This is a genomic window from Glycomyces tarimensis (genome assembly GCF_054776215.1).
Window position 1 is genome coordinate 228195 of sequence record NZ_BAAHCB010000020.1, and the last position, 20326, is coordinate 248520.

At 69.4% G+C, this 20326-nt stretch carries 24 protein-coding genes; 15 read left to right on the top strand and 9 right to left on the bottom strand.

Going from position 1 to position 20326, the window contains the following annotated elements; genetic code table 11:
- Nucleotides 1-28: 28 nt before the first annotated feature.
- From ACYVK3_RS15820 to ACYVK3_RS15835, 4 genes are read left to right on the top strand one after another with little or no spacing between them, the layout of a single operon-like run.
- Nucleotides 29-907 carry a hypothetical protein gene (locus ACYVK3_RS15820; RefSeq protein ID WP_460498302.1) on the top strand — a complete coding sequence of 293 codons (879 nt, stop codon included), beginning with the start codon at nt 29-31 and terminating at the stop codon, nt 905-907.
- Entirely contained in the window at nt 892-1206 is a 315-nt protein-coding gene (locus ACYVK3_RS15825) for a hypothetical protein (RefSeq protein WP_460498303.1), read from the top strand. Before ACYVK3_RS15820 ends, ACYVK3_RS15825 begins: the two co-directional genes overlap by 16 nt.
- Nucleotides 1199-2737, top strand: coding sequence for a hypothetical protein (locus ACYVK3_RS15830; RefSeq protein ID WP_460498304.1), 1539 nt, complete (start codon nt 1199-1201; stop codon nt 2735-2737). Before ACYVK3_RS15825 ends, ACYVK3_RS15830 begins: the two co-directional genes overlap by 8 nt.
- Nucleotides 2738-2752: 15 nt before the next feature.
- Nucleotides 2753-3097 (top strand): hypothetical protein, encoded by a 345-nt coding sequence (locus ACYVK3_RS15835; RefSeq protein WP_460498305.1) that lies wholly within the window; start codon nt 2753-2755, stop codon nt 3095-3097.
- Here ACYVK3_RS15835 and ACYVK3_RS15840 read toward each other — a convergent pair.
- Nucleotides 3088-4281: a hypothetical protein gene (locus tag ACYVK3_RS15840; protein ID WP_460498306.1), complete on the bottom strand. Its 1194-nt coding sequence runs from the start codon at nt 4279-4281 to the stop codon at nt 3088-3090. The two genes, ACYVK3_RS15835 and ACYVK3_RS15840, sit on opposite strands and share 10 nt — an antisense overlap.
- A 536-nt stretch (nt 4282-4817) precedes the next feature.
- On the opposite strand from ACYVK3_RS15840, the gene ACYVK3_RS15845 reads away from it, so the two are divergent.
- The 7 genes from ACYVK3_RS15845 to ACYVK3_RS15875 all read left to right on the top strand — a co-directional run bounded on the left by ACYVK3_RS15845 (nt 4818) and on the right by ACYVK3_RS15875 (nt 9704).
- Nucleotides 4818-5177, top strand: coding sequence for a hypothetical protein (locus ACYVK3_RS15845; protein ID WP_460498307.1), 360 nt, complete (start codon nt 4818-4820; stop codon nt 5175-5177).
- 11 nt (nt 5178-5188) lie between these two features.
- Nucleotides 5189-5929, top strand: coding sequence for a hypothetical protein (locus tag ACYVK3_RS15850; protein WP_460498308.1), 741 nt, complete (start codon nt 5189-5191; stop codon nt 5927-5929).
- A gap of 5 nt (nt 5930-5934) precedes the next feature.
- Entirely contained in the window at nt 5935-7629 is a 1695-nt protein-coding gene (locus ACYVK3_RS15855) for a hypothetical protein (RefSeq protein WP_460498309.1), read from the top strand.
- Nucleotides 7630-7705: 76 nt separating this feature from the next.
- Complete coding sequence (locus ACYVK3_RS15860) at nt 7706-7984, top strand: hypothetical protein (protein WP_460498310.1); 279 nt, start codon at nt 7706-7708, stop codon at nt 7982-7984.
- Nucleotides 7985-8017: 33 nt separating this feature from the next.
- Complete coding sequence (locus ACYVK3_RS15865; protein WP_460498311.1) at nt 8018-8329, top strand: YbaB/EbfC family nucleoid-associated protein; 312 nt, start codon at nt 8018-8020, stop codon at nt 8327-8329.
- On the top strand, nt 8326-8730 hold the full coding sequence (locus tag ACYVK3_RS15870; RefSeq protein ID WP_460498312.1) for a YbaB/EbfC family nucleoid-associated protein: 405 nt from the start codon (nt 8326-8328) through the stop codon (nt 8728-8730). Before ACYVK3_RS15865 ends, ACYVK3_RS15870 begins: the two co-directional genes overlap by 4 nt.
- A gap of 275 nt (nt 8731-9005) precedes the next feature.
- The gene (locus ACYVK3_RS15875) at nt 9006-9704 is read left to right on the top strand and encodes a hypothetical protein (protein WP_460498313.1); all 699 of its coding nucleotides are present in this window, start codon (nt 9006-9008) and stop codon (nt 9702-9704) included.
- A 326-nt stretch (nt 9705-10030) separates the two neighbouring features.
- Here the strand turns inward: ACYVK3_RS15875 and ACYVK3_RS15880 are convergent, their stop codons facing one another.
- Nucleotides 10031-10435, bottom strand: a complete 405-nt coding sequence (locus ACYVK3_RS15880; RefSeq protein WP_460498314.1) for a MerR family transcriptional regulator — start codon at nt 10433-10435, stop codon at nt 10031-10033.
- Nucleotides 10436-10500: 65 nt separating this feature from the next.
- On the opposite strand from ACYVK3_RS15880, the gene ACYVK3_RS15885 reads away from it, so the two are divergent.
- Nucleotides 10501-11724, top strand: a complete 1224-nt coding sequence (locus tag ACYVK3_RS15885) for an MFS transporter (protein ID WP_460498315.1) — start codon at nt 10501-10503, stop codon at nt 11722-11724.
- Nucleotides 11725-11994: 270 nt separating this feature from the next.
- On the opposite strand, the gene ACYVK3_RS15890 is transcribed toward ACYVK3_RS15885, so the two are convergent.
- Complete coding sequence (locus ACYVK3_RS15890) at nt 11995-12987, bottom strand: Gfo/Idh/MocA family protein (RefSeq protein WP_460498316.1); 993 nt, start codon at nt 12985-12987, stop codon at nt 11995-11997.
- 181 nt (nt 12988-13168) lie between these two features.
- On the opposite strand from ACYVK3_RS15890, the gene ACYVK3_RS15895 reads away from it, so the two are divergent.
- Nucleotides 13169-13786, top strand: a complete 618-nt coding sequence (locus ACYVK3_RS15895; RefSeq protein ID WP_460498317.1) for a copper resistance CopC family protein — start codon at nt 13169-13171, stop codon at nt 13784-13786.
- Here ACYVK3_RS15895 and ACYVK3_RS15900 read toward each other — a convergent pair.
- Genes ACYVK3_RS15900 through moaC form a run of 4 tightly spaced genes read right to left on the bottom strand, consistent with a single transcriptional unit; the run spans nt 13773 to nt 16383 of the window.
- Nucleotides 13773-14186 carry a molybdenum cofactor biosynthesis protein MoaE gene (locus ACYVK3_RS15900; protein ID WP_460498318.1) on the bottom strand — a complete coding sequence of 138 codons (414 nt, stop codon included), beginning with the start codon at nt 14184-14186 and terminating at the stop codon, nt 13773-13775. The two genes, ACYVK3_RS15895 and ACYVK3_RS15900, sit on opposite strands and share 14 nt — an antisense overlap.
- A complete protein-coding gene (locus ACYVK3_RS15905; RefSeq protein ID WP_460498319.1) occupies nt 14183-15361 on the bottom strand; it encodes a molybdopterin molybdotransferase MoeA in 1179 nt (392 codons plus the stop codon). Before ACYVK3_RS15905 ends, ACYVK3_RS15900 begins: the two co-directional genes overlap by 4 nt.
- Nucleotides 15362-15853, bottom strand: a complete 492-nt coding sequence (locus ACYVK3_RS15910) for a MogA/MoaB family molybdenum cofactor biosynthesis protein (protein ID WP_460498320.1) — start codon at nt 15851-15853, stop codon at nt 15362-15364.
- Entirely contained in the window at nt 15841-16383 is a 543-nt protein-coding gene (gene moaC, locus ACYVK3_RS15915; protein WP_460498321.1) for a cyclic pyranopterin monophosphate synthase, read from the bottom strand. The genes ACYVK3_RS15910 and moaC overlap by 13 nt, the downstream gene beginning before the upstream one ends.
- A 52-nt stretch (nt 16384-16435) precedes the next feature.
- On the opposite strand from moaC, the gene ACYVK3_RS15920 reads away from it, so the two are divergent.
- Together ACYVK3_RS15920 and ACYVK3_RS15925 are read left to right on the top strand one after the other, a co-directional pair.
- Entirely contained in the window at nt 16436-16807 is a 372-nt protein-coding gene (locus ACYVK3_RS15920; RefSeq protein WP_460498322.1) for a hypothetical protein, read from the top strand.
- On the top strand, nt 16794-17201 hold the full coding sequence (locus ACYVK3_RS15925; RefSeq protein WP_460498323.1) for a hypothetical protein: 408 nt from the start codon (nt 16794-16796) through the stop codon (nt 17199-17201). The genes ACYVK3_RS15920 and ACYVK3_RS15925 overlap by 14 nt, the downstream gene beginning before the upstream one ends.
- Here ACYVK3_RS15925 and ACYVK3_RS15930 read toward each other — a convergent pair.
- Entirely contained in the window at nt 17194-17820 is a 627-nt protein-coding gene (locus ACYVK3_RS15930; RefSeq protein ID WP_460498324.1) for a hypothetical protein, read from the bottom strand. The genes ACYVK3_RS15925 and ACYVK3_RS15930 overlap by 8 nt on opposite strands.
- Nucleotides 17817-20195 carry an FtsK/SpoIIIE domain-containing protein gene (locus tag ACYVK3_RS15935; protein WP_460498325.1) on the bottom strand — a complete coding sequence of 793 codons (2379 nt, stop codon included), beginning with the start codon at nt 20193-20195 and terminating at the stop codon, nt 17817-17819. The genes ACYVK3_RS15930 and ACYVK3_RS15935 overlap by 4 nt, the downstream gene beginning before the upstream one ends.
- Nucleotides 20196-20326 lie beyond the last annotated feature (131 nt).

The window sequence follows — 20326 nt, forward strand, 5'->3', positions numbered from 1 at the left end:
CACTGTCCGACTACGCGGAGGAGCAGCGGTGGACCGGACCTCCGAGCAAAGCCTGACCGACATCGACGAGTACGTGACTCTCCGGCTCGCCGGCGACGGGTCCGTGACCGTCGAGGTCTCGAGCGCCGGGTGCCGACTGCCGCCGAACGAGCTCGCCCGCATCGTCGTCGAGATCGGCGAACGCCTCCCGCACCCGACCGAGGACGGCAGGCGTGCGCTCGAATCGAGCATCGACGCGATCGGGCAGCTTCAGCAGGCCATGGTCGCCGGCGGTTACGAGCCCTTCGCCGACATGATCCGCCGCCTCGGCATCGAAGGCCCCGCGGCCACCCTCGGCCGCAGCCCCGAACGCGACCAGGCGCTCGCCGCCCATCTCGGCGGCGTCCTCGACCACATGCGCGGGGCCGCCTCGCCCGAGCAGCCCGAACCGACCGAGGTGTTCACCGCCGAGGCCGTCACCGAAGAGGGGGACGTCGGGGTCGTCACCAGTTCGGAGCGGACCATCGCCGAAGTCCGGATCGGGCCGGACGCCCGCGCCCGCGGCGTCGAAGGCCTCGGCGAGGCTTTGACGGCCCTGGTCTCGCAGGCCCGCAATACACTGCGGGAGCAGTCCACCGAGCAGCTCCGCCAAGATCTGCCCGAGGATGTGGTCGCGACCATGGACAGCGCGCCGGAGGAGGGCGAGAAGGCCGGCCAGACCACCGGCCGGATGATCGACGAGGTCGTCCGCATCTCCGCATCACTGCGACGAAAGGCAGGCGGCGTCCGAAGCCTCGGCGCCCCGCACGACCGGAACCTTGCCGACACCGGCGAGATCGCCCCGATCCGGCATCGCTTCGCCGTGCCCGCTCCGCGGATCGCGATCGACACATCGCCGCGGCTTGGACGCGCATGTGGACGGAGCTGAGCCCCGGCGACCACGTCATTGAGGTGACCGCACCGCACTCGCCGATGCCCGTCGCCGACGAGGCCCCGGCCGAAACGAGGCGGACCGCCTTCAGCGTGCAGCATGGGCGCAGGACCGCGCTGGCCTTCAGGGTCGACGTCTACGCCGCGCCCGACCCGACCGATCGGTGCCTGCACGCCTGGCGGTGCGTCATCGAGGAGGCGTCGGTCACCGGATCCGAGGCGGGGCTGGACCAGGGTTGCTACCGTGTACGGGAAGACAGCCCCCAGCCCCGTCGAGGTGAGCGCACCCATGAGTGACGACCAGACCCAGTCGGATCAGTACGAGGGGCTCGTCGCCGCGTCGCCCTCGGCCGCCGCCCCGGCGTTCGGCGACGTCACCACCCAGCCGGACACCGCCGAACTCCCCGACGACATCGGTTTCGCGCCACCGGCGATGCGAGCCTGCTCGACCGCCGAATGCGGCAACCCCACCGCACACCCGGCCGAGGTTCCCTGGCAGCAGCTCGTCTCGGCCGTGCCCGTCGAGGACCAGCTCTACCGGCTGCGGCCGCGCGTCGAGGGCATGTCCTATCCGACCGAAGAGGACTTCCGGGCGGCCGTGGCGGCGGTGCGGCCCGAGCACGCCGACGAGCACTCGCTGGCGCGGCTGCGGAACGGCTGGACCGAGGAGGTCGCCGGGAAGCTCGCCGACTGGTCCGAGCGCATCAGGGGCAACCTCACCGGCCTGTCCGAGGGCTGGTCCGGTACCGACTTCGAAGCGTTCGAGCGGGTCTGCACCGAGACGCGCGAGCTCGTCGACGACATCCTCGACGACGTCGACACCACCGTCGCCCAGCTCCAGGCTACCGAGGAGCAGATCTACACGCTCCAAGGCGGTGACTCGGGCGAGATCCCCTACCCGGCGCCGCAGTTCTGGATCGAGGGCGACTGGCACAGCTGGGTGTCCGTCCACATCCGACCCGCTTGGTGGCACGGCGACTGCATCCGGCACACCTGCCAGGACGCCGAGCAGGTGCTCGCCCTCGCGGGAGCCGACCCCGAGCTCGCCACCGAGATCATCGACTTCATCGACGAGAAGGTCGAGCACTACATCGAGTACTACGAGAGCCCGGTCAACATCGAGCGCGACGGCCTCGACCCCAAGGGGATCACCGTCGACGAGGCCAAGGAGCTCGCGGTGGCCGATGCGGTGGAGTCATACGGGGCCGTCGTCGAGCAGCACTGGTCGGACTACGACTCGCGGCACGCGGGCGTCGACGATGACATCAACCAGCGCAGCGCCGACAACGACGCCGAGCAGCAGTCGATGCGGACCACCTCCAGCGACAAGCCGTACCCGACCGCCGCTGACACCGCGTACATGGACCTCGAACCCCCGTCGATGCAGCAGCCGAGCGGCACCGCCTCGCCCGAGACGACGCAGGACCCGTCGCTCGAGCCGCCCTCGGGGGAGCCGCCCGGCCAGGACCGGCCGTGGCAGGAGCCCGAAGCGGACGACGAAGACGAAGCGAGCACCGGCGGCCTGGCCGGCGGTGGTGGCGGCGGCGCGTTCGGCGGCTCCCCGCTCGGCTCGGGAGCGGGCGCCGCGGTCACGACCGCCGGGGCGAACCCGTCGACGGGCTCGCTCAGCGCCGGAAACACCGCGGGCGCCGGCGGCGCCGCGACTGCGGCCGGAGCGGCCAAGGGCGGCATGACCGGCATGATGGGCGGCGCCGGGGGCGGCCGCAGCATGCCCATGGACGACCAGGAACGCGACCCCGACGTCGACCTCGTCGAGCACGAGAACATGTGGGGCTTCGTCAACGAAGACGACGACCCGTACGCCTAGAAGGAGGAACGCGAGATGGCGACGCAGCGGACGCGCACGTTCGACCCGGCCGCACTGGAGCGCTACCAGCAGTTCCTGGGCGAGCTGCTCGACGAGCTCGAGAACGAGATCATCCCGTCCCTGCGCGACGGCACCCTGAACAAGGCGCCCGCCTTCGGCTCGGCGCCCGGGGCGCACGAGAACGCGGCGGTGCAGTACGCCGAGTTCCACGCCACCACGTGGCGCAACCTCCAATACCTCCGCGGCACGCTGCATGGCATGATCTCCGGGCTCCAGACCGCGATCGAGAACGGTGGGGCCGTGGACGACTGGGTCGTCGCGCACATGCCGAAGCTGCCCGGCGACGAGATCTACACCTGAGACCGGCGCGTTCGGGCAACGCGATGTGAGACCTGCGGCGGGAGCGGCGAGAACCGCCCGTCCGATGGGTCCCATACGCGGAAGACCCGTACCGGGACGTGGATCTCGGCGACGTCGGCGACCGCGAACTCGAAGTCGTGAACGGCCGAATCCCCCTCGGCATCGGGGCCGTACTCGATGCCGAACTCGTGCGGCCCCGGAGCCAGCGGATAGAACCAGGTGGACCAATCGGCGGGTACTTCGACGCCGTCGATCCAGAGCCGCACCCGGTCCGCATGGGCGAGCGCGAGCCGCTCACCGGTCCCCGAATACGAGACCGACCCGTCCTCCTCCCGGGTGACCCGGTACAAGAGCAGGTCGAACGCCACGGCGACACCCGTCGTCCCGCCCCACCACCGGTGCAGGTCCTGCGTCGAGGGGAAGGCGACGGCCTCCCCGGCGAGGCAGCTGGGCCGCGTGCGGGCATGCCGCCGAGTGTCGATGCGTGCGGCGGCGATCTGCCGCCGCACCCGCTGCGCGGTCGTGGCGCCCATGACGACGCCCGCGACCAGCCCGCCCGCGGCCACGAGGACCGCTATCGCGGCGACGGTCTCAGCGATCCTGCCTCCGCCCACGGCGGCCCAGGTGGCAGCGCCGATGACGACGAGGAGCCCGATCACAGTCAACAGGCACCCGAAGCTGGCGCTCATGGCCGCGGACCGGTTCACCAGCGGATAGAAACGCGACTCGTCCTTCACTCGGTACAGCCACGTGCGGTAGCCGGGCCGCTGGTAGTGGGCGACGCCGTGCCCGCTGGTGAAGCACACCCGCTCGCCCGCGGCGACCGAGAACTCCCAGCTCGCGCCCTCGGCTCCCTGCACCTCCACCTGATGCGTCCCGGGCGGCAGTTGCACCTGGTAGCGGCCGTCGCCGGCGCCGATGACCTGCCCGTCGATCAACAGCACGCCGGTGGCACTGGCGGAAACGTTGGTGCACACGAAGACATCGAGCACGCCAAGCCCTTCGCCGGGATTCACCCGCACCGACTCACCGAGCCGGAACGCCTCCGCTGCATCGAAGTGCACCGGGAACGGACCCGTGCCGAGATACCGCTGCCCGTCCTCGTCCCGGTAGGCCGACTTCGGCTCCAGGTCGACGTCCTCGGCGGAAGCGAACCCGAATCGTGAAATCCCGTGTGGCGACATCTAGACCACATACCCGCACGCGACGGCACCGACACCCGCAGAACGAACCGTTGTCGCAGAACCCCAACCATTCCAGCCATGCCCGCCGGATCGCGTCGGGCAGATTCCGTCATAAATGGCGGCCCTGTCTGGGAAGCCCGCGAACGTTGAGGGCCGCTACTAGCTGCGTCTTTGATGAATATAACGATACGATATCGATTGGTGACAGTGATTGCGGCCGTCCCCGCGCTCCTATGAGGAGAACACCTCGACAATCTGTCTGGAACAGCACCGTCCGGCGGTCGGGACGCCTGTCAGGGGGCGGTCGCTGTCCGACACGGGTTGCATGCTCCTGCTAGCCTCGAATCCGGTATGCACCCACCCAGACCAGCCGTATTCCCCGGAGGACTTCATGCCCGATCGTGAGTTCGATCGCGAGCCCTTTGCGGCGCTCGGCAGCGTCCCTCGGCGGCATTGCGGCACTCTGCTGCAGTGGAGGCGCTCGCGGACGTCGTGGGAGCAGACGGTTCTTATCAGGCTCACAGATAGGGAACTCCATGGCTGAGAGAGTAGTCGACGCTCAAGCCCTCGAAGATTATCGGAACATCGTTCGTGCTCAGCTGGAGCACTTGGAGTCCATCATTCCTGTACTCCAGAACGGAGAGCCCCTCGGGCGGATGCCGGCCTTTGGGCAAATGCAAGGGTCGGACACCGCCAGGGATAACTACACGCAGTTCCATGAGACGACCTGGAACAATCTGCAGGACCTTCGTGAAGCGATGTACGGCATGATCAGGACGCTCAACGAGTCGGCCGAACTGTCCGAGGAATCTGATGTGGCCGCTTCTGAAGATATGCAGGCCAACTATGACGATCTGCTCGGCGACACCAGCGGTGCCGACCAGCAAGAGAATTGAGGGTACGGATCATGATTCGGAAGGCGACCGTCGTCAAGACCGTTTCAACTCTGGGGATCGCCGGTATGCTGCTGGCCGGCTGCGGCGGGAGCGGTTCCGACCTGCCGCCCGACGGCGCGACGGGCGACAGCGACGGTGGAGATTCCGCGGACCTCTCCACAGCCAAGATGATGGACTGGAAAGGCTGCGACGCGCTCGACGACCTCAACCCCGTCCGGGAATACATGGGAGTCACCGCACTCGACAGCGAGCTGATAAACGCTGCCATCGGAGAAGGGCTGGATGCCGAAGCCGCAACGTGCTCGGGCCTGTTCGACCTGGCGACGTATTCGAAATCCGTGGGTTCGGTCGATTCGGCGATCACCGGCGACGCTTCGATCATGGCCGGTGTAGTCCCTTGGTCGACAGAGGAAGATGCGTCCCAGAACTTCCAGGACCGTCTGGCCGACCGCGAAGAGAACCTGTCGGGTATCGGCTACAGCAACGAGCAGGAAGGCGAGCTCGGTGGTGAGTGGGATGAGAGCTACTACATTGGTGCGGATGGCGGGAGTAACCGCTACTACATCAACGCATACGGCCGATATGGTTCATGGATTCTCTACATCTCCGTAGATTTCCTGCATGATCCGGCCGTCCGCGATGGTGCGGACCCGGTCTACCCCTTCACCGAAGAGGAGATCCTCGACTGGATCGCCAATGAGTACATGCCCCAAACTCAGGCTGACATCCTCGAGAAGATCGAGAGCGAGTAGCGAGAATGGCTGAAGAAGACGAATTCGAGCGCACCCCATACGAAGAGGTTCAAGGGGGCCAGAGCGGCTCGGAGTTCCAGAACGCCGAGAATGACCTGAGGGTCAACCCCTACTGCGGTACGGGCGAATGCACCAACGATGCGGAAGACCCTGCCGAAGAGGCATGGATCAGGCTCATGTCGGCGGTTCCTCAGGCGAACCAGATCACGTCGATCCGCGCTGCCCGTGAGGGGACGATGCTCCTCCCCCCTGGAGAGACGATCCAGAGCATGGTCGCGTCGCTCAGGCCCCAACCGGAAGCCGATTATGCCCTCGATACGATCCGGGACAAGTGGACGGAATTCTACGGTCTGTTCGAGAGTATCCCCGGGATCCTTGAAACGAGCCTGAGCACTCTCGCCGACGGTTGGAAGGGCGACGACTACGACGGCTTCGAAGAGCAGGCGCAGATCGTCGTCAGGAACTGCAAGACCATCATGAAAGACATCGCCGGCGAAGACGGCAACGGTGGCATCGTCAAAATCCTTGACGACAAGCAGAGTGAGATCTTCGACCAGCAGGGGGGCACGGCAATCGTGTATCCGGCCCCGAAGTTCTTCCTGGAGAACACCGGATGCGGGTCTCAGGCCATCCACATCCGTCCCCCGTTCTACCAAACCTGCGAGATCAAGGCGGACGAGGAGACCAAGGAAGCCGTTGAACTCGCGGGATTCGATCCCGGCATTGTCGATGAGGTCCATGAGGAGCGCGAAGCGGAATACAACCGCTGGATGGAATACCTCAACAACAATCCGGACTATGAAGAAGACGGACGCAAGGGCCACGACCTCGCCCAATACAAGGCAGATCAGCTCGCGGACGAGCGGCTAGAAGCCATGGGCAACGACGGCCAGGAAATACTCCAGGCCGAGGCGGCCGAAGTCAACGAAGAGGTCACCGACCGGCACAGCACTGCCGATATGCAGGTGACCGAGATCGAGCCCGACCACGAACCCGGTGAGAAGACCGCCTTCAACGACGGTCAAACCGACAAGCCGGGAAGCGGTGGTCTCGACACCGGTGGTGGTGGCGGTGGCATGCCGGGCATGGGCGGCGGTGCCGGTGGCGGTGGTCTCGGCGACATGCAAAAGCCCAGTGAGCTCTCAAGCCTCGGCGGTGGCAGTGGCGGCGGCGGCCTCGGGGGCGGCACGGGCGGCGGCGGTGGCCTCGGAGACTACGAAGGAGGCGGCGGCCTTGGCGACGACAACCCGTGGAGTTCTGGGCTTACCGATCCTGACGACATCTCCGGTGGTCTGGCCGGCGGCGGTGGCGGTCTGGGCGGCGGCATCGGCGGTGGCGTCGGCGGCGGGGGCCTCGGTGGCGGTGCCGGTGGCGGTCTGGGCGGCGGTGTCGGCGGTGGTGCGGGCGGCGGCATGCCCGGCGGCATGGTGGCCAGTGGCGGCGGCATGGGCCGCGGCGCCGGTGGCGGTGCCGGCGGTGGCAGGGGCGGCATGAAAGGCGGCGGCATGGGCGCGGGTGCTGGCAAGGGCTCCGGCGCCGGCGCCGGCGGCGGTCGCGGCGGCGGCATGGGCGGCATGATGGGCGGCGGCGGCCGCGGCATGGGTGGCGCGGGAGAGAACGAAGACGGCAAGGACACCTGGCTCGTCGAGGAAGACGATGTGTGGGGCATCGGCAACGCGGAAGAAGACCCGTACGCGTAGACCTCCTGGGGTTCCGGGGCAGTGCGAACACTCGCCTGCCCTGGACCCCTGCCTCCACCGTCGAGAACCATGAAACATGGATGACCGAGAACCTGAACCGAAGGTCGCCGTCAGCGAATGCGGACGTGTGAGCGTCGAATCGCGCCCCGGCGAACGGCTGCCCCTCGTCCTGCTCGCGGCCGCCGGGCACGCGAGCCCGGTCTTCCCCGCCGCGATGACCCACCGCCGCGTCAGCGCCGAGGCCACCTGGCGATCGCCGCAGCCGCGTCCCTACCCATCGGCGCGTCCGCTGCGGCGCCCGGACGGTGAGGAGCGCGAGCACCGCGCCTATAGCATCGCAGGGAGCAGCGGCTAGCCCGAACGGCCGCGTCCACAGAAAGGGGGGCCCATGCCCGCGGACGAGACCGACGACATGCGGCGAAGGGCCATGGAGGTGCAGCGGATCGCCACCGAGGCCCAGGCGGAGGCGGTCAGCGAGCACGGCGAGGTCCTCGTCGTCGCCAGCCCCGGAGGCCGCATCAAGGAACTGGACCTGCGCCAGAGCGCGTTCCAGATGAGCGGCGTCGAGCTCGGCGAGATGATCGTCGAGACGATCAGAACCGCCAACCACAAGCTCGAGACCGAACTGACGGCCACGATCAGCGGCATCCTCGGCGCCGGCCTGACGAACCCGACCGGAGACGAGGAGCCCCAGCGATGAGTGACCGCGACCCGCGCCCCGATCCCGAAGCGATGCTCGCCAAACTCGAGGCGATGCAGCGCGACGCCGAGCAGACTCTCCGTAAATACGAGGAGATGCGCGCCGAACTGGACGCGAACGCCGTCGAAGCGTTCTCCGAGGACGGCCTCGTCCGAGTCAAGCTCGACGCCGACGGCCGCGTCGCCGAGATCGGCATCGACGAGATGGCCATGCGCCGCCACCAGACCCTCAGCGGCACCATCCGGTCGACCGTCGACGAGGCCCTCGCTGGGTACGCGATCCAGTCCGCCGAGATGGCCCAGCAGTTCGTCGGCGACAAGTTCGACTTCTCCGCGATGCTCGACAGCTACATGCCTCCCCAGATGCGCGACCGTGCCCGGCGCAACCTCGACCAGCGCTGACATCGGCGGCACGCCGGCCTCAGTGGACGGGACGTGAGCGGCCCGTTGCGGGGGTTCTGTAGATTGCCCGCATGAGTTTGAAGGATCGGTTCGAGCGAGTCGCTCAGCAGGCCAAGGACGTCGGCACCCAGGTCAAGTAGGAGGCCGTCGGGGTCAAAGACGAGGCGACCGCCGCCGCGCAGGCACGGGTCAACGCCGCGAAGGACGCCGCCGCGGTCAAGACCGGCGCCGTCGTCGACCGCGCCTCGGCCACCAAGGGCAAGGCCGTCGACCTGGTGGGAAGCCTGACGTCGGGGTTCGACGAGGACGACATCGCGAGATTCATCGCGCGGCTGCCCGTCCCGCCCGCGCCGGTCCAGGAGCCGTGGCGGTTCAGCCTCTCCACGATCATCACCTCCGGCGAGAAGCCGCCGAAGGGCACCGGCCTGCTGATCAGTCAGCTCGACCGCCTCGGCGCCATCGACATCGGTCCCGAAGAAGTCGGTTTCGACGACGCCACCGCGAAGTGGCCCAAGGTGCGGACGATCCGCACCCGCACCCTCGACGGCATCATCGAGATGCTCGCCACCGACACCGTCTCCGAGACCATCGGCAACTTCCTGCCGCCGGTCCCGGGTTCCGGCTGGGTCGGCGAGAAGGCCGCCGCCGTCGTCTTCACGCTGTACGCGATGGCCTCCGAACTGGCGCTGCGCGACCCGGAGGCCGGCCGGCGCCAGTACGTGTGCGAGATCGAGTACAAGGGCTGGGTCCGCACCAAGGAAGCGCAGACCGGCTTCTTCACCGGGCCGTGCATGGCGCTCGTGCCGGGCCTGGACGAGCTGTTCCGCAGCGAGGCCGCCCGCCACGGCGTCACCGTGGAGGAGGCCGAGCAGGCCACGTTCGAGAGCGCCGAGAAGCGCGCGGTCTGGCTCCGTGAGAAGCGGGCCGCGATCCTCGCTCGGCGGGAACGGGCTCGCACGCAGATCGACTGTTAGGTGCGATGTTCAGGGGAATAGCGTCGGACGTATGGCGTGTCCGCAGCCGGACAGCGTCAGCGCGAGCAAAAGGCAGGTGGCATCACGGCCGTGCGACCGTCCTGCCCTACATGTCCATAATAGAATCAGCGGCCATGCGGAGTGCGACCATGCGGTGTGGGAGACGATGTGCCCGCAAGACGTGTGCGCGCCTCGTGCCCGAGTCCCACACCCGATGCTGAGCGCGCGCACGGAGCAAGCCTGATGACAGCGCGAAACCGTAAGCGGTCGGTGTGCCGCCCGGATCCGATGGGGCCCGGCACCGTGGCGCCGGCGGGCGATGCGCGTCAGCTCGCCTGCTGCTGCTCGACGTCCCGCGTCGGTTCGCCGGCCTGACCGCTCCGGACGCGGTCGAGGTAGTCGGCGATCGCGTCGCGGTTGCCCAAGATGCATTCGGCCTTGCGGGTCATGCGCTCCAACTGCTCTTCGAGCAGGGCGAGCATCTCCGGCTCGGGATCGGGGAAGTAGATGTCGTGCGGTCCGCCCAGGCAGGGCAAGATCTGCTCGATGATCTTGACCGGGATACCGGCGTCGATGAGCCCGCGGATCTGGCCGACTCGATCGACGTTGTGTTCGCCGAAGTCCCGGTAGCCGTTGGGCAGGCGCTCGGCGGCGATCAGACCGTGCTGCTCGTAGTAGCGCAAGACCCGCGTCGATGTCCCGGTGCGCTGCGCCAGCTCCCCGATTCTCATGTGCGCCACCTCATACCATATCCAGTAGACCTTGACATTAGCGTCAACGTTCGACACTACACTCCATGAGCGAAACGATCATTCCGACCGCCTCGGAACCGGCCGACGGTCCATCGGCCCGCACCGCTGAGCGGCTTCCCGTCTTCGGGCTGCTCGCCCTGTCCACCGCCGTGTTCATCACCGTCATCACCGAGGCCCTGCCCGCCGGACTGCTGCCGGGCATGCGCGCCGACCTCGGCGTCAGCGAGTCGGCCATGGGCCAGGCGGTCACGGTCTACGCCATCGGCACCGCCCTCACGGTGATCCCGCTGTCGACCGTCACCTCCGGATGGGGACGCAAGCCGGTGCTGCTGGCCGCGATGGCCGGGTTCGTCGCCGCGAACACCGTCACCGCCGTCTCCTCCGACTACGTGCTGACGATGGGCGCCCGATTCGTGGCCGGCATGGCCGCGGGCCTGTCGTGGGCGCTCATGGTCGGCTACGCCCGCCGCATGGCCCCGCCCGGTCTCCAAGGCAAGGCCATCGCGATCGTCATGGCGGGCATCCCGCTCGCACTCGCACTCGGCGTCCCGGTCGGGACCTTCATCGGCGGCACGCTCGGCTGGCGCGAAGCGTTCGGCGTCATGTCGGCCCTTGCGGTCGCGGCGATCGTGTGGATCGTCGCCATCGTTCCGAACTTCCCGGGTCAGCGCGCGGAGCACCGCGTCCCGGTCCTGCGGGCGGTCGTCATTCCCGGCATTCCGGCGATCCTGGCGATCACCGCGGCGTACGTGGTGGCCTACAACGTGCTCTACACCTATATCGCGATCTACCTTGAACGATTCGGCATGGGCGAGGCGATCGACACGGTCCTGCTGGTGTTCGGCATCGCCTCCATCGCGGGCATCTGGATCGTGGGCGCGCACATCGACCGGCGCCTGCGGGCGCTGACGGTGTGGGCCATGGCGGCGACCGCGTTGGCCGCCGCGGGGCTGGCGGTCCTGGCCGAGAACCCCGCGCTGGTCTATGTCGCCGTGGCGTTGTGGGGCCTGGGCCACGGAGGTGTGCCGACGCTGCTGCAGACGGCGGCGGGTCAGGCCGGTGCGAAAGCGGCGGACACGGTGCAGGCGCTGATCGTGACGCTGTGGAACGCGGCCACTGCGGTCGGCGGTGCGGTCGGCGGCCTGCTGTTGGTGTGGTTCGGGCCGCTCTCGCTGCCGTGGAGCGTCGTCGTGCTCGGGGTTCCGGTGCTGTTGGCGGTGATCGCCGCTCGCCGACACGCGTTTCCCGCTTCGCGCCCGGCCGATTGAGTGGTTCTCATCGGCCCTAGCTTGATTTTCAAGCCTCGGTGCTGGTGAGGCGACCCCGAACGCACACGAGCGAAGCCCCTGCTTGAGATTCTCATTGCTACACAAAGAGAATCTCGAACAGCAAGGGCTTCGCTCGTTTATGGCTCCTGAAGCCGGCACCGGAGCGGCTTGCCAGGGCGCGCCTGTACTGCCACGTGGACGGTCATGTGCGCGGCCACACCGCGAGCAACGCAAGCAGCCCCTCACCAGTACAAAGGCTTGACGACCAAGCTAGAGCGGGCGGGTCTCGCCCGGGTAGTGCAGTCCGATCTGCTTGCGCACCTCGTCCATGATCTCCATGACCTCGATGGTGCTCGTCGGGGGGACCAACATGGACTCGAGCCGGCCCTGCCGCAGTGCTCTGTGCACCTCGAGCGCCTCGTGGACGTATCCGTGCCCGACGTACGGCGCCTCGAAGACCCGTGGCGCCTCGCCGTAGCGGATCAGCGTGTAGCCGCTGGGCCGGTAGGCGTAGTCGTACAGCTCGATGCGCCCCTCGGAACCGGAGATGGTGACGGCGTTCGACGCCCCGCCGATGAACGAGCACGACAGCTGGGCGATCGCGTTCGGGTACCGCAAGGTCATCGCCGTGTACGAATCCACGCCCTCGGGCGTCATGATGGATTCGGCTCGGACCGTGTCGGGAACGCCGAGCACCAAGTGCGCCAGAGTGATCGGGTAGACGCCGAGGTCGAGCAGCGCGCCCCCGGCCAGGTCCGGGTTGCGCAGGCGGTGTGTCGGCGGGATGTCGCCGGTGATCGCGAAGTTGGCGTGCACGGCGATGACCTCGCCGATCATGCCGTCCTTGATGGCGCGGCGCATCTCCCGGATCGCCGGATTGCAGCGGGTCCACATGGCCTCCATGAGGAACCGCTGGTGCTCGCGGGCGACGTTGAACATGGTCTTCGCCTGGCCGGCGTTGTAGGCGAACGCTTTCTCGCACAGCACGTGCTTGCCGGCCTCGAGCAATTGGATGGTCGGAATGTAGTGGTGGGAATGAGGAGTGGCGACGTAGACGATGTCCACATCGGGGTCTTTGGCAAGCGCTTGGACGGAATCCCAAGCGTGGGGAATGTCGTACTTCTTGGCAAACGCGGCTGCACGATCCGACGACCTCGAGGCCACGGCGGTGACTTGGCAGTCGTCGAGCAGGGCAAGATCTTCTACATAGGTCGATGCAATGTTGCCGGTCGCCAGGATTCCCCATCGGATCGGTTCAACCATGGACGTAAGCACACCACAACTTCCGGCGATCGTCAACACGCGGGTTACGCGGACTATCCGCACCAAGCGCGCAATTCAAGACAGGTTTCGTGCACGCATGGTAACCGGATGGCTGTGACCTGCGACGGCATGTGACTCGTCGCGCAGTCGGGAACCGTGACGACTGTGGCACTATGGCCCGATGTCGCAAGGTTCTCTCAAACTCGCCGTGAAGGTCCTCCTCGCCGCCGGCTGCGGCGCGATCCTCGCCGTCGCGAACGCCTCGGCCGCCTCGGCGCACGCCGCCCTGGTCGGTGCCGACCCCGAAGACGGCGCGTCCCTGGAGACCGCCCCGGACTCGGTCTCCGCCACGTTCTCCGAGCCCCTCGACGGCCCCTCCACGGTCGTCGCCGTCACCGACCCGACCGGCGAGATGCTCGATGTCGACGAGCCGAGCTTCGACGGCGACACCTTCACCCAGCCGATGCGCTACACCATCCCCGGCGATTACACCGTCGCGTTCCGCGTGATCTCCGAGGACGGCCACCGCGTCGACGACGCGCTGACCTTCACCGTCGAGACGATCCCCGACGAACTGCTCGTCGAGGACGCCGTCCCCGAGGCGACCGGCGAAGCGGCCCCGAGCGAATCCGCCGCCGAGCACACCGACGCGCCCACGCAAGACGAGGCCGCGGGCGAAGCCGAGGAGTCGAACACCGGCGCGGCGCTGGCGATGATCCTGCTCGGCGCCCTGGTAGTCGTGGTCGGCGGCGTCCTCCTGGTGAAGTTCGTCGGTCGAAAGTCCACTAAGGAAGATTGACCCATTCGTCGCCGCCGTCGGTGAAGAACTGGTGCTTCCAGATCGGCAGCCGCGCCTTCACTTCGTCGACCAGGTCCGCACAGGCCGCGAAGGCCTCCCCGCGGTGCTCGGCCGAGACGGCCGCGACCAGGGCCGCGTCCCCGATGGCCAGGTCCCCGATCCGGTGCGACACGGCGACGCCGTGCACGCCCGGCCGGCCCGCGATCTCCTCGGCGATCTCGCTCAGGATCGGCTCCGCCGACGGGTGGCCCTCGTAGCTCAGGGCCTTGACACCGCGGCCGTGGTCGTGGTCCCTGACGTTCCCCGAGAAGGTCACGACCGCGCCGGTGACGTCCTGTGAGACGGCCCGTTCATGCTCGGCCACATCGAGCTTGGACGACGAGATCTGCGCGCGGATCATGCCGACACCCCCGGGACCGTGGCGAGGGGCACGGTCTGACCGGCCTCGGCCTCGCCCGCCGGCGGGACGACCGCGAAGCCGGCGGCGTTCGCCAGGCCGCGCAGCATCGCCGAGCCGTGGTGGCCCAGGCGGTTCCCCACCCGGTCGACCAGCGCCAGGTGCGTCGACTCCCCGCGGCCGGGGAGGTCCTCGGCGAGCGTGATCGAGCGCAGCTCGGGCAGCGGCAGCCCGCGCAGGCCCGCCACGAGCGGGGCCACGAGCGTCACCACCGCGATGACCGCCGACTGCGGATTCCCGGGCAGTCCGGCGATGAATTTGCCCTCTTCGGTGCGGGCCAGCAGCATCGGAAAGCCCGGGCGGACGGCGACGGTGTTGATCACATAGCTCGCGCCCACCTCCCGCAGCGCGGCGTGGAGGTGGTCGACCGGGCCGACCATCGTCCCGCCGGTGGTGCAGACGAGGTCGGCTTCGGCGGTGGCGGCGCGGAGGGCCGCCACGTGGTCGTCGAGCGTGTCGGCGACCGGACCGATCGCGGGCCCGCCGACACCCGCGCCCGCGGCGTCGAGCATGTGGGGGATCATCGGGCCGAGCGAGTCGCGCACGCGGCCCGCGCGTGAGGCGCCGCTGGTGAGCAGCTCGTCGCCGAAGACCACCATGTGCGCGATGGGGCGCTGATGCGCCGGCAGACCGATGTGCCCGGCGGCGGCCGCGAGCCCGAGGACCGGCGGCGTGATGCGCGTGCCGACCGGCAGCAGCACCTCCCCGCCCTTGGCCTCCTCACCGGTCTCGCGCCATTCGCGCGACGGCGAACCGGCGACGGTGTCGCCCGTGACCTCGGCGTTCTCGATCCTGATCAGGCCGTCGGCGCCCGCGGGAACCTGCGCGCCCGTGGCGATCTTGACGGCATCGCCCGGCTGAATGGGGCCAGGGACCGACCCGGCCAGCACCTCGGCGCCGGTGATGCGCCAGGGGCCATCGCCCGCGACCGCCCACGCGTCCACCGCGGAGGTGGGGAACGCCGGCAGCTCGGAGGCGGCCGTCAGCGGGGCCGCCAGCGCCGAGCCGATCGATTCGCCGAACGGCAGCACCGCCGCGGGCCTGCGGGACTCATAGCCGGCCCGCCAGGCGGCCTCGCGCGCCTCGGCCCAGTCCATGGGCTTCGAAGGGCCGTCCATTCACTCGCTCCTGTCGTGGTCGCCGCCGTGCAGTTGCGACACCGCGTGTTCGAGCAGCTGCGTGCTGAGCACCTCGAGTGCGTCCTTGGCGGCGCCGGACGAACCGGCGATGTTGACGATGAGCGTCTTGCCCGCGACACCGCAGATGCCGCGCGACAGGGCCGCGTGCGGGGTCTTGGCGCGCCCGGCGGCGCGGAGGGCCTCGGCGATGCCGGGCACTTCGAAGTCGATGACGCGGTCGGTCATCTCCGGCGTGAGGTCGTTCGAGGTCAGTCCCGTGCCGCCGGAGGTGATGACCAGGTCGTACCCGTCGTCGACCGCGTCGCGCAGGGCCTGCTCGACCTCGTCGCCGTCATGGACGACGACCGGCCCGGCCACGTTGAAGCCGCGTTGGGCCAGTTCCTCGACCAGGACCGGCCCGGAAGTGTCTTCGTAGACGCCGTCGGCGGCCCTGTTCGAGGCCACCACGACGACAGCGCTTATCGATGCCATTGACCCTCACCCGTCTCCCCGCCCAGCCGCTCGCTGCGCTCGCTTCCCCGATCAGGTGGCGCTTCGCGCCGCCATTCGCCTGTCTTCCCTCCGACCTTCTCTGCTACCCGGACATCGGTGATCTGAGCGGCGGGGTCCAGTGCCTTGACCATGTCCACCAAGGTAAGACCGGCCACCGACACCGCCGTGAGGGCCTCCATCTCGACCCCGGTGCGGTCCGCGGTCTTGACCCGCGCGGCGATGTCGACGCCGTCGTCGGTCACGGACAGCTCGACCTTCACGCCGGTGATGGCGATCGGGTGGCACAGCGGCACCAGCTCCGAGGTGCGTTTCGCCGCCATGATCCCCGCGATCCGGGCCGTCGCCAGCGCGTCGCCCTTCGCCAGGGAGTTCTCGCGCAGCGCCGCCACTACTGCCGGCGTGGTGCGCAGTCGGCCCGTGGCCCATGCGATGCGAGCGGAGACGTCCTTGTCCGAGACGTCGACCATGCGGGCCGCGCCCGTGGAGTCGACGTGCGTGAGGTCAGCCATGCCCCGAAGTCTAGCCGCGAGGGCCGATGAAGCCTGGGTTAGCGTTTGGAGCGTGATCGAATGGCTCTACCTCGCGGTGCAGGCCGCCGCGCTGGCGCTGGCCGCGTGGTTCTTCGTCGACACCGCGCGGTCCAAGCGGCTCGGACTCGTGAACGTCGTGGGCATCGGCGTGCTCGAGGTGCTGCTGCTCGCGCAGCTGATCGCCTCGATCGTCCTGGTCCCGGGCGCGGCGGGCGAGGGGAAGGCGCTGTTCTTCTCCTACCTCGTCACCACGATGCTCGTACCGGTCGCCGCCCTGTTGTGGGGCGCGATCGACCGCAGCCGCTGGGGCATGGGCACGGTCGCCGTCTCGTGCCTCATCGTCGCCGCGCTCATGCTGCGGATCCACCAGATTTGGGAGTTCCAGATCGATGTCGTCGCCTGAGGCCCCGCCCGCGAACCGGGCCCTGTCCGCCGGCTTCGGCCGGCTCGTCGTCCTCGTCTACGTCGTCTTCGCGCTCTCGGCGGGGGTCAGGGCCGCCTACCAGGTGGCGACGAAATTCGACCGGGCGCCGCTCAGCTACTCGCTCAGCGCGATCGCCGCGATCATCTACCTGGTGGCCGCGATCGCGATCGTGCGCGGCGCGTCCGGGCTCGCGCTGGCGGCCGTCGGCGTGGAGCTGCTCGGGGTCGTGGGCGTGGGCGCCTTGAGCTTCGTAGTGCCGGACTGGTTCCCCGAGGCGTCGGTGTGGTCGCACTTCGGCTCGGGCTACGGTTTCGTGCCGCTCGTCTTGCCGATCGCCGGGCTGGTCTACCTGCTGCGGCGCCGGGTCAGCTGAAGAAGCCGAAGCACGACACCACGAGGGTCGACCCGCACAGCACGAGGCCGAGGCGGAAATTGCGTTCGAGCTTCTTCTCCTCGTCGGTGATGCGCGGGCGCGCGGCGACGCCGATCGTCAACCAGCCCAGCGAGAATGCCACGAGCGGGCAGGCGACGATCAACGCCGCGAGGACGATCGCCCCGGTCAGGTCGTCGGCGCCCACCAGGCGCAGGACCAGCAGCTGCACGAGCAGCGAGGCGAGCGCGAACAGGCCGTAGATCAGCCCGTTGCGTTCGTCGGTGCGCCAGCGCGGCAGCCACGGTGGCCGGTGGGCCAGGTATCGCGCCTCTTCGAGTTCCACTGCGGCGGTTTGGATATCGGCCTCGGCGGCCCCGATCTCGACGGCGGCGTCGCCCCCGAGCGGCTGGGCCGCGACGCGCGGCGGCGCCTCGACGCGGGCGGCTCGCGCGAGCTCGTCGACGGCGCTGCGCTGGGCGGCGGCCTGCTCGGCGAGCCGGGCGGTCTTCTGCCCCAGCGACTCGGTTCTGGAGGCGGTGCGCGCGGCGGCCTCGTCGGCGCCCCGGCGCACCTCGTCGAGGCGGCGCAGCTGCGCGAGGTAGTCGTCGAAGGCGCTCACGCGTGCTCCTTTCTACTGAAGGGCACGAGCAGGCGCCCCGAGGCGGTGTCGGCGTGGCGGTCGATGAGCAGCGCGCGGCCGGGGCGCGGGTTCCAATGCTGGAACTGCTGCCCGAAGTGGCCGAGGATCTCGGTGCCGGGGAGGTTGAGGATGAGCGAGCACGCGATGTCCTCGCGTCCGGCGCTGCCGCCGATGTCGTCGAGGAACCTGCGGTAGGTGCGCCACCACGCCAGGAGGTGGACGCCGCGGGCCGGGCCGGTGCGCAGCAGGCTGCGCAGGGACTGCTGGCCCTTCAAGTCGAGCGCCGCCGCTTCGAGGCCCCAGGCGAGGATGACCGTGTTGTCGGGGACCTCGCCGAGCTTCGCCGCGAACGCCGTAGGCGGTATACGGTACGCCGTACTTTGTACGTTGTACGATCCCGTGTAGTCCACGGCCCACAGCTGCCGCTTCGGCGGCGCGTGGTACGCCAGATTCTCGGCCGCCGCCTCCAGCACCTCCCCGCCGACCGGGTCGGAGCCGAGGATCGCGAGGTGGCGACCGGGCCGCTGATCGAGGTCGACGCCGACGGCGTCGAGCCGCAGCGAGACCTCGCGGCCGAGCAGCACCCGGCCGGGCTTGCGCTCGCCGGGCATCGTCTCGGCGAAGTGGACGGGCCGGTAGCCGAAGAACACGCGCGGCGCCCCGTGCTCGGCGTGCGCGGCGCGCAGCTGCTCACGCAGCCGCAGCATCACCTCGGCGTCGGTGTCGGGGAAGCGCGCCACCCGGTCGGCTCCGGCGGCGCCGCCCTCCGTGTTGACCACGACCTGCCCCAGGGAGATCCGCGAGGCCGCGTCGTTGTTCGGCTCCAGGATCGACCGCGCCCCCGGCAGCGCCACCCGCATCGGGAACTGCCCGAAGATCGAGTCCTTCTTGGCCCAGAGCGCCTCGATGCCCGAGATGGTCTGCGACGCCAGCACGAGGTGGACGCCGTACGACCGGCCCTTGCGCGCGAGGTTCTCCAGCAGCGCCACGGCCTCGGTGGCGACCCGGTCGTTCCCGGCCAGCAACACCTGGAACTCGTCGGCGACGCACACGATCCGCGGATACGACTCGTGTCGGCGCAGCGCGGCGAACGAGGCCACGCCGTGGCGCTTCATCACCGTCGACCGGTTCGTCATCTCCTCGTTCAAGGCGCGCAGCACGGCCAGGCCGTACTCGCGGTCGGATTCGACGCCGACGGCGCGCGCGTGGGGGATGAAGGTGTCGTCCCGGTCGGTCGGGATGAACTCGGTGAAGGAGACGCCCTCCTTGAAGTCGAGCAGGAACAGCGCCAGGTCCGAAGGGGAGTAGCGCGAGGCCAGCCCGTAGAGCACGTCGAGCAGGAACACGGTCTTGCCCCCGCCGGTGCGCCCGCCGACGAGCCAGTGCGGCGTCGCGTCGTCGAAGCGCATCCGCACCTCCCCGGCGGCGTCGCGCCCGATGAGCACCTCGAGGCCGGTCGCGGGGTCGCCGCTGAGCGGCGCGTCGGGGATGAGGTCGTCGAACGTCAGTGTCGCCGCGGCCCTCGCCCGCTCGGCCAAGCGCGCCGCCTCCCCCGCGAGGAACGTGGGGTCGGCGCTCTCGGGCCAGGCCACGGGCGCGGCCAGGCGTTCGCCGCGCGAGATCGGCGCCGCCGGCGGATTGGCGACCTCGACATGGCCGTCCTCCTGATGCAGCACCGTCGCCTGCGGCAGTTCGGACAGACCGCAGCCGAGCACGGTGACGCCGTGCGCGAGCCCCGAGCGGGCCAGCGCGTAGATACGCTCGATCAGCGTCCTCGGCGCCTCGCCGAGCGAGGCGATCGCGAGCAGGAGCCGGTCGGTGCGGCGGCCCGCGATGCTCTCGGAGACTTGTGACTCGGCCATCGCGACGGCCGCGGCCGCGGCGCGGGCGTCCGTGGCGACCGTCTCGATGACCCCGGCGTCGGCCAGGGGCCGCAGCGGCGCGAAGGTCGCGCCGAGCGTGGCGGTGTCGATGCCGACCACCCGGAGCTTGCCGGGGTCGTGGTGCGCGAGCGTGTGCAGGACGGCGGTCCGGACCAGGGCCGCGACGCCGTCGACGCGGGCGTCGACGCTGGTCGCCAGGTGCCCGCGCTCGCCGAACGGCACCAGCAGCGGGAGGTGCCGTCCTTCGTGGAGCATCACCCGACCGGCGTGCAGGAGCTCGGGATCGGTGCGCAAGTGCGCGGCGGAGGCGGCGGCCGCGTCGGATATCTGACGTTCGGCCTCCACCAGCGCGGGGTCCACTGGGGTCTGGAAGGCGGCCTCGCCGAGCTGCCGCCGTGCCGCGTCGAGCCGGGCCGCGGCGATGTCGCAGCCAGCGGCCGCTTTCGCCAGCGTGGAGCGGAAACCGGGCACCGGACCTCCTCTTGGATCGCCTCCGGCTTGCGAAGGCTGTTCAACCGGTCACAGGATAGTCCGGGGCGAGCGACCTACCGCCGCCCGCCCGCGTGCATTAATCTGGGTGCAGACCCGAAACTTGTTGGCCC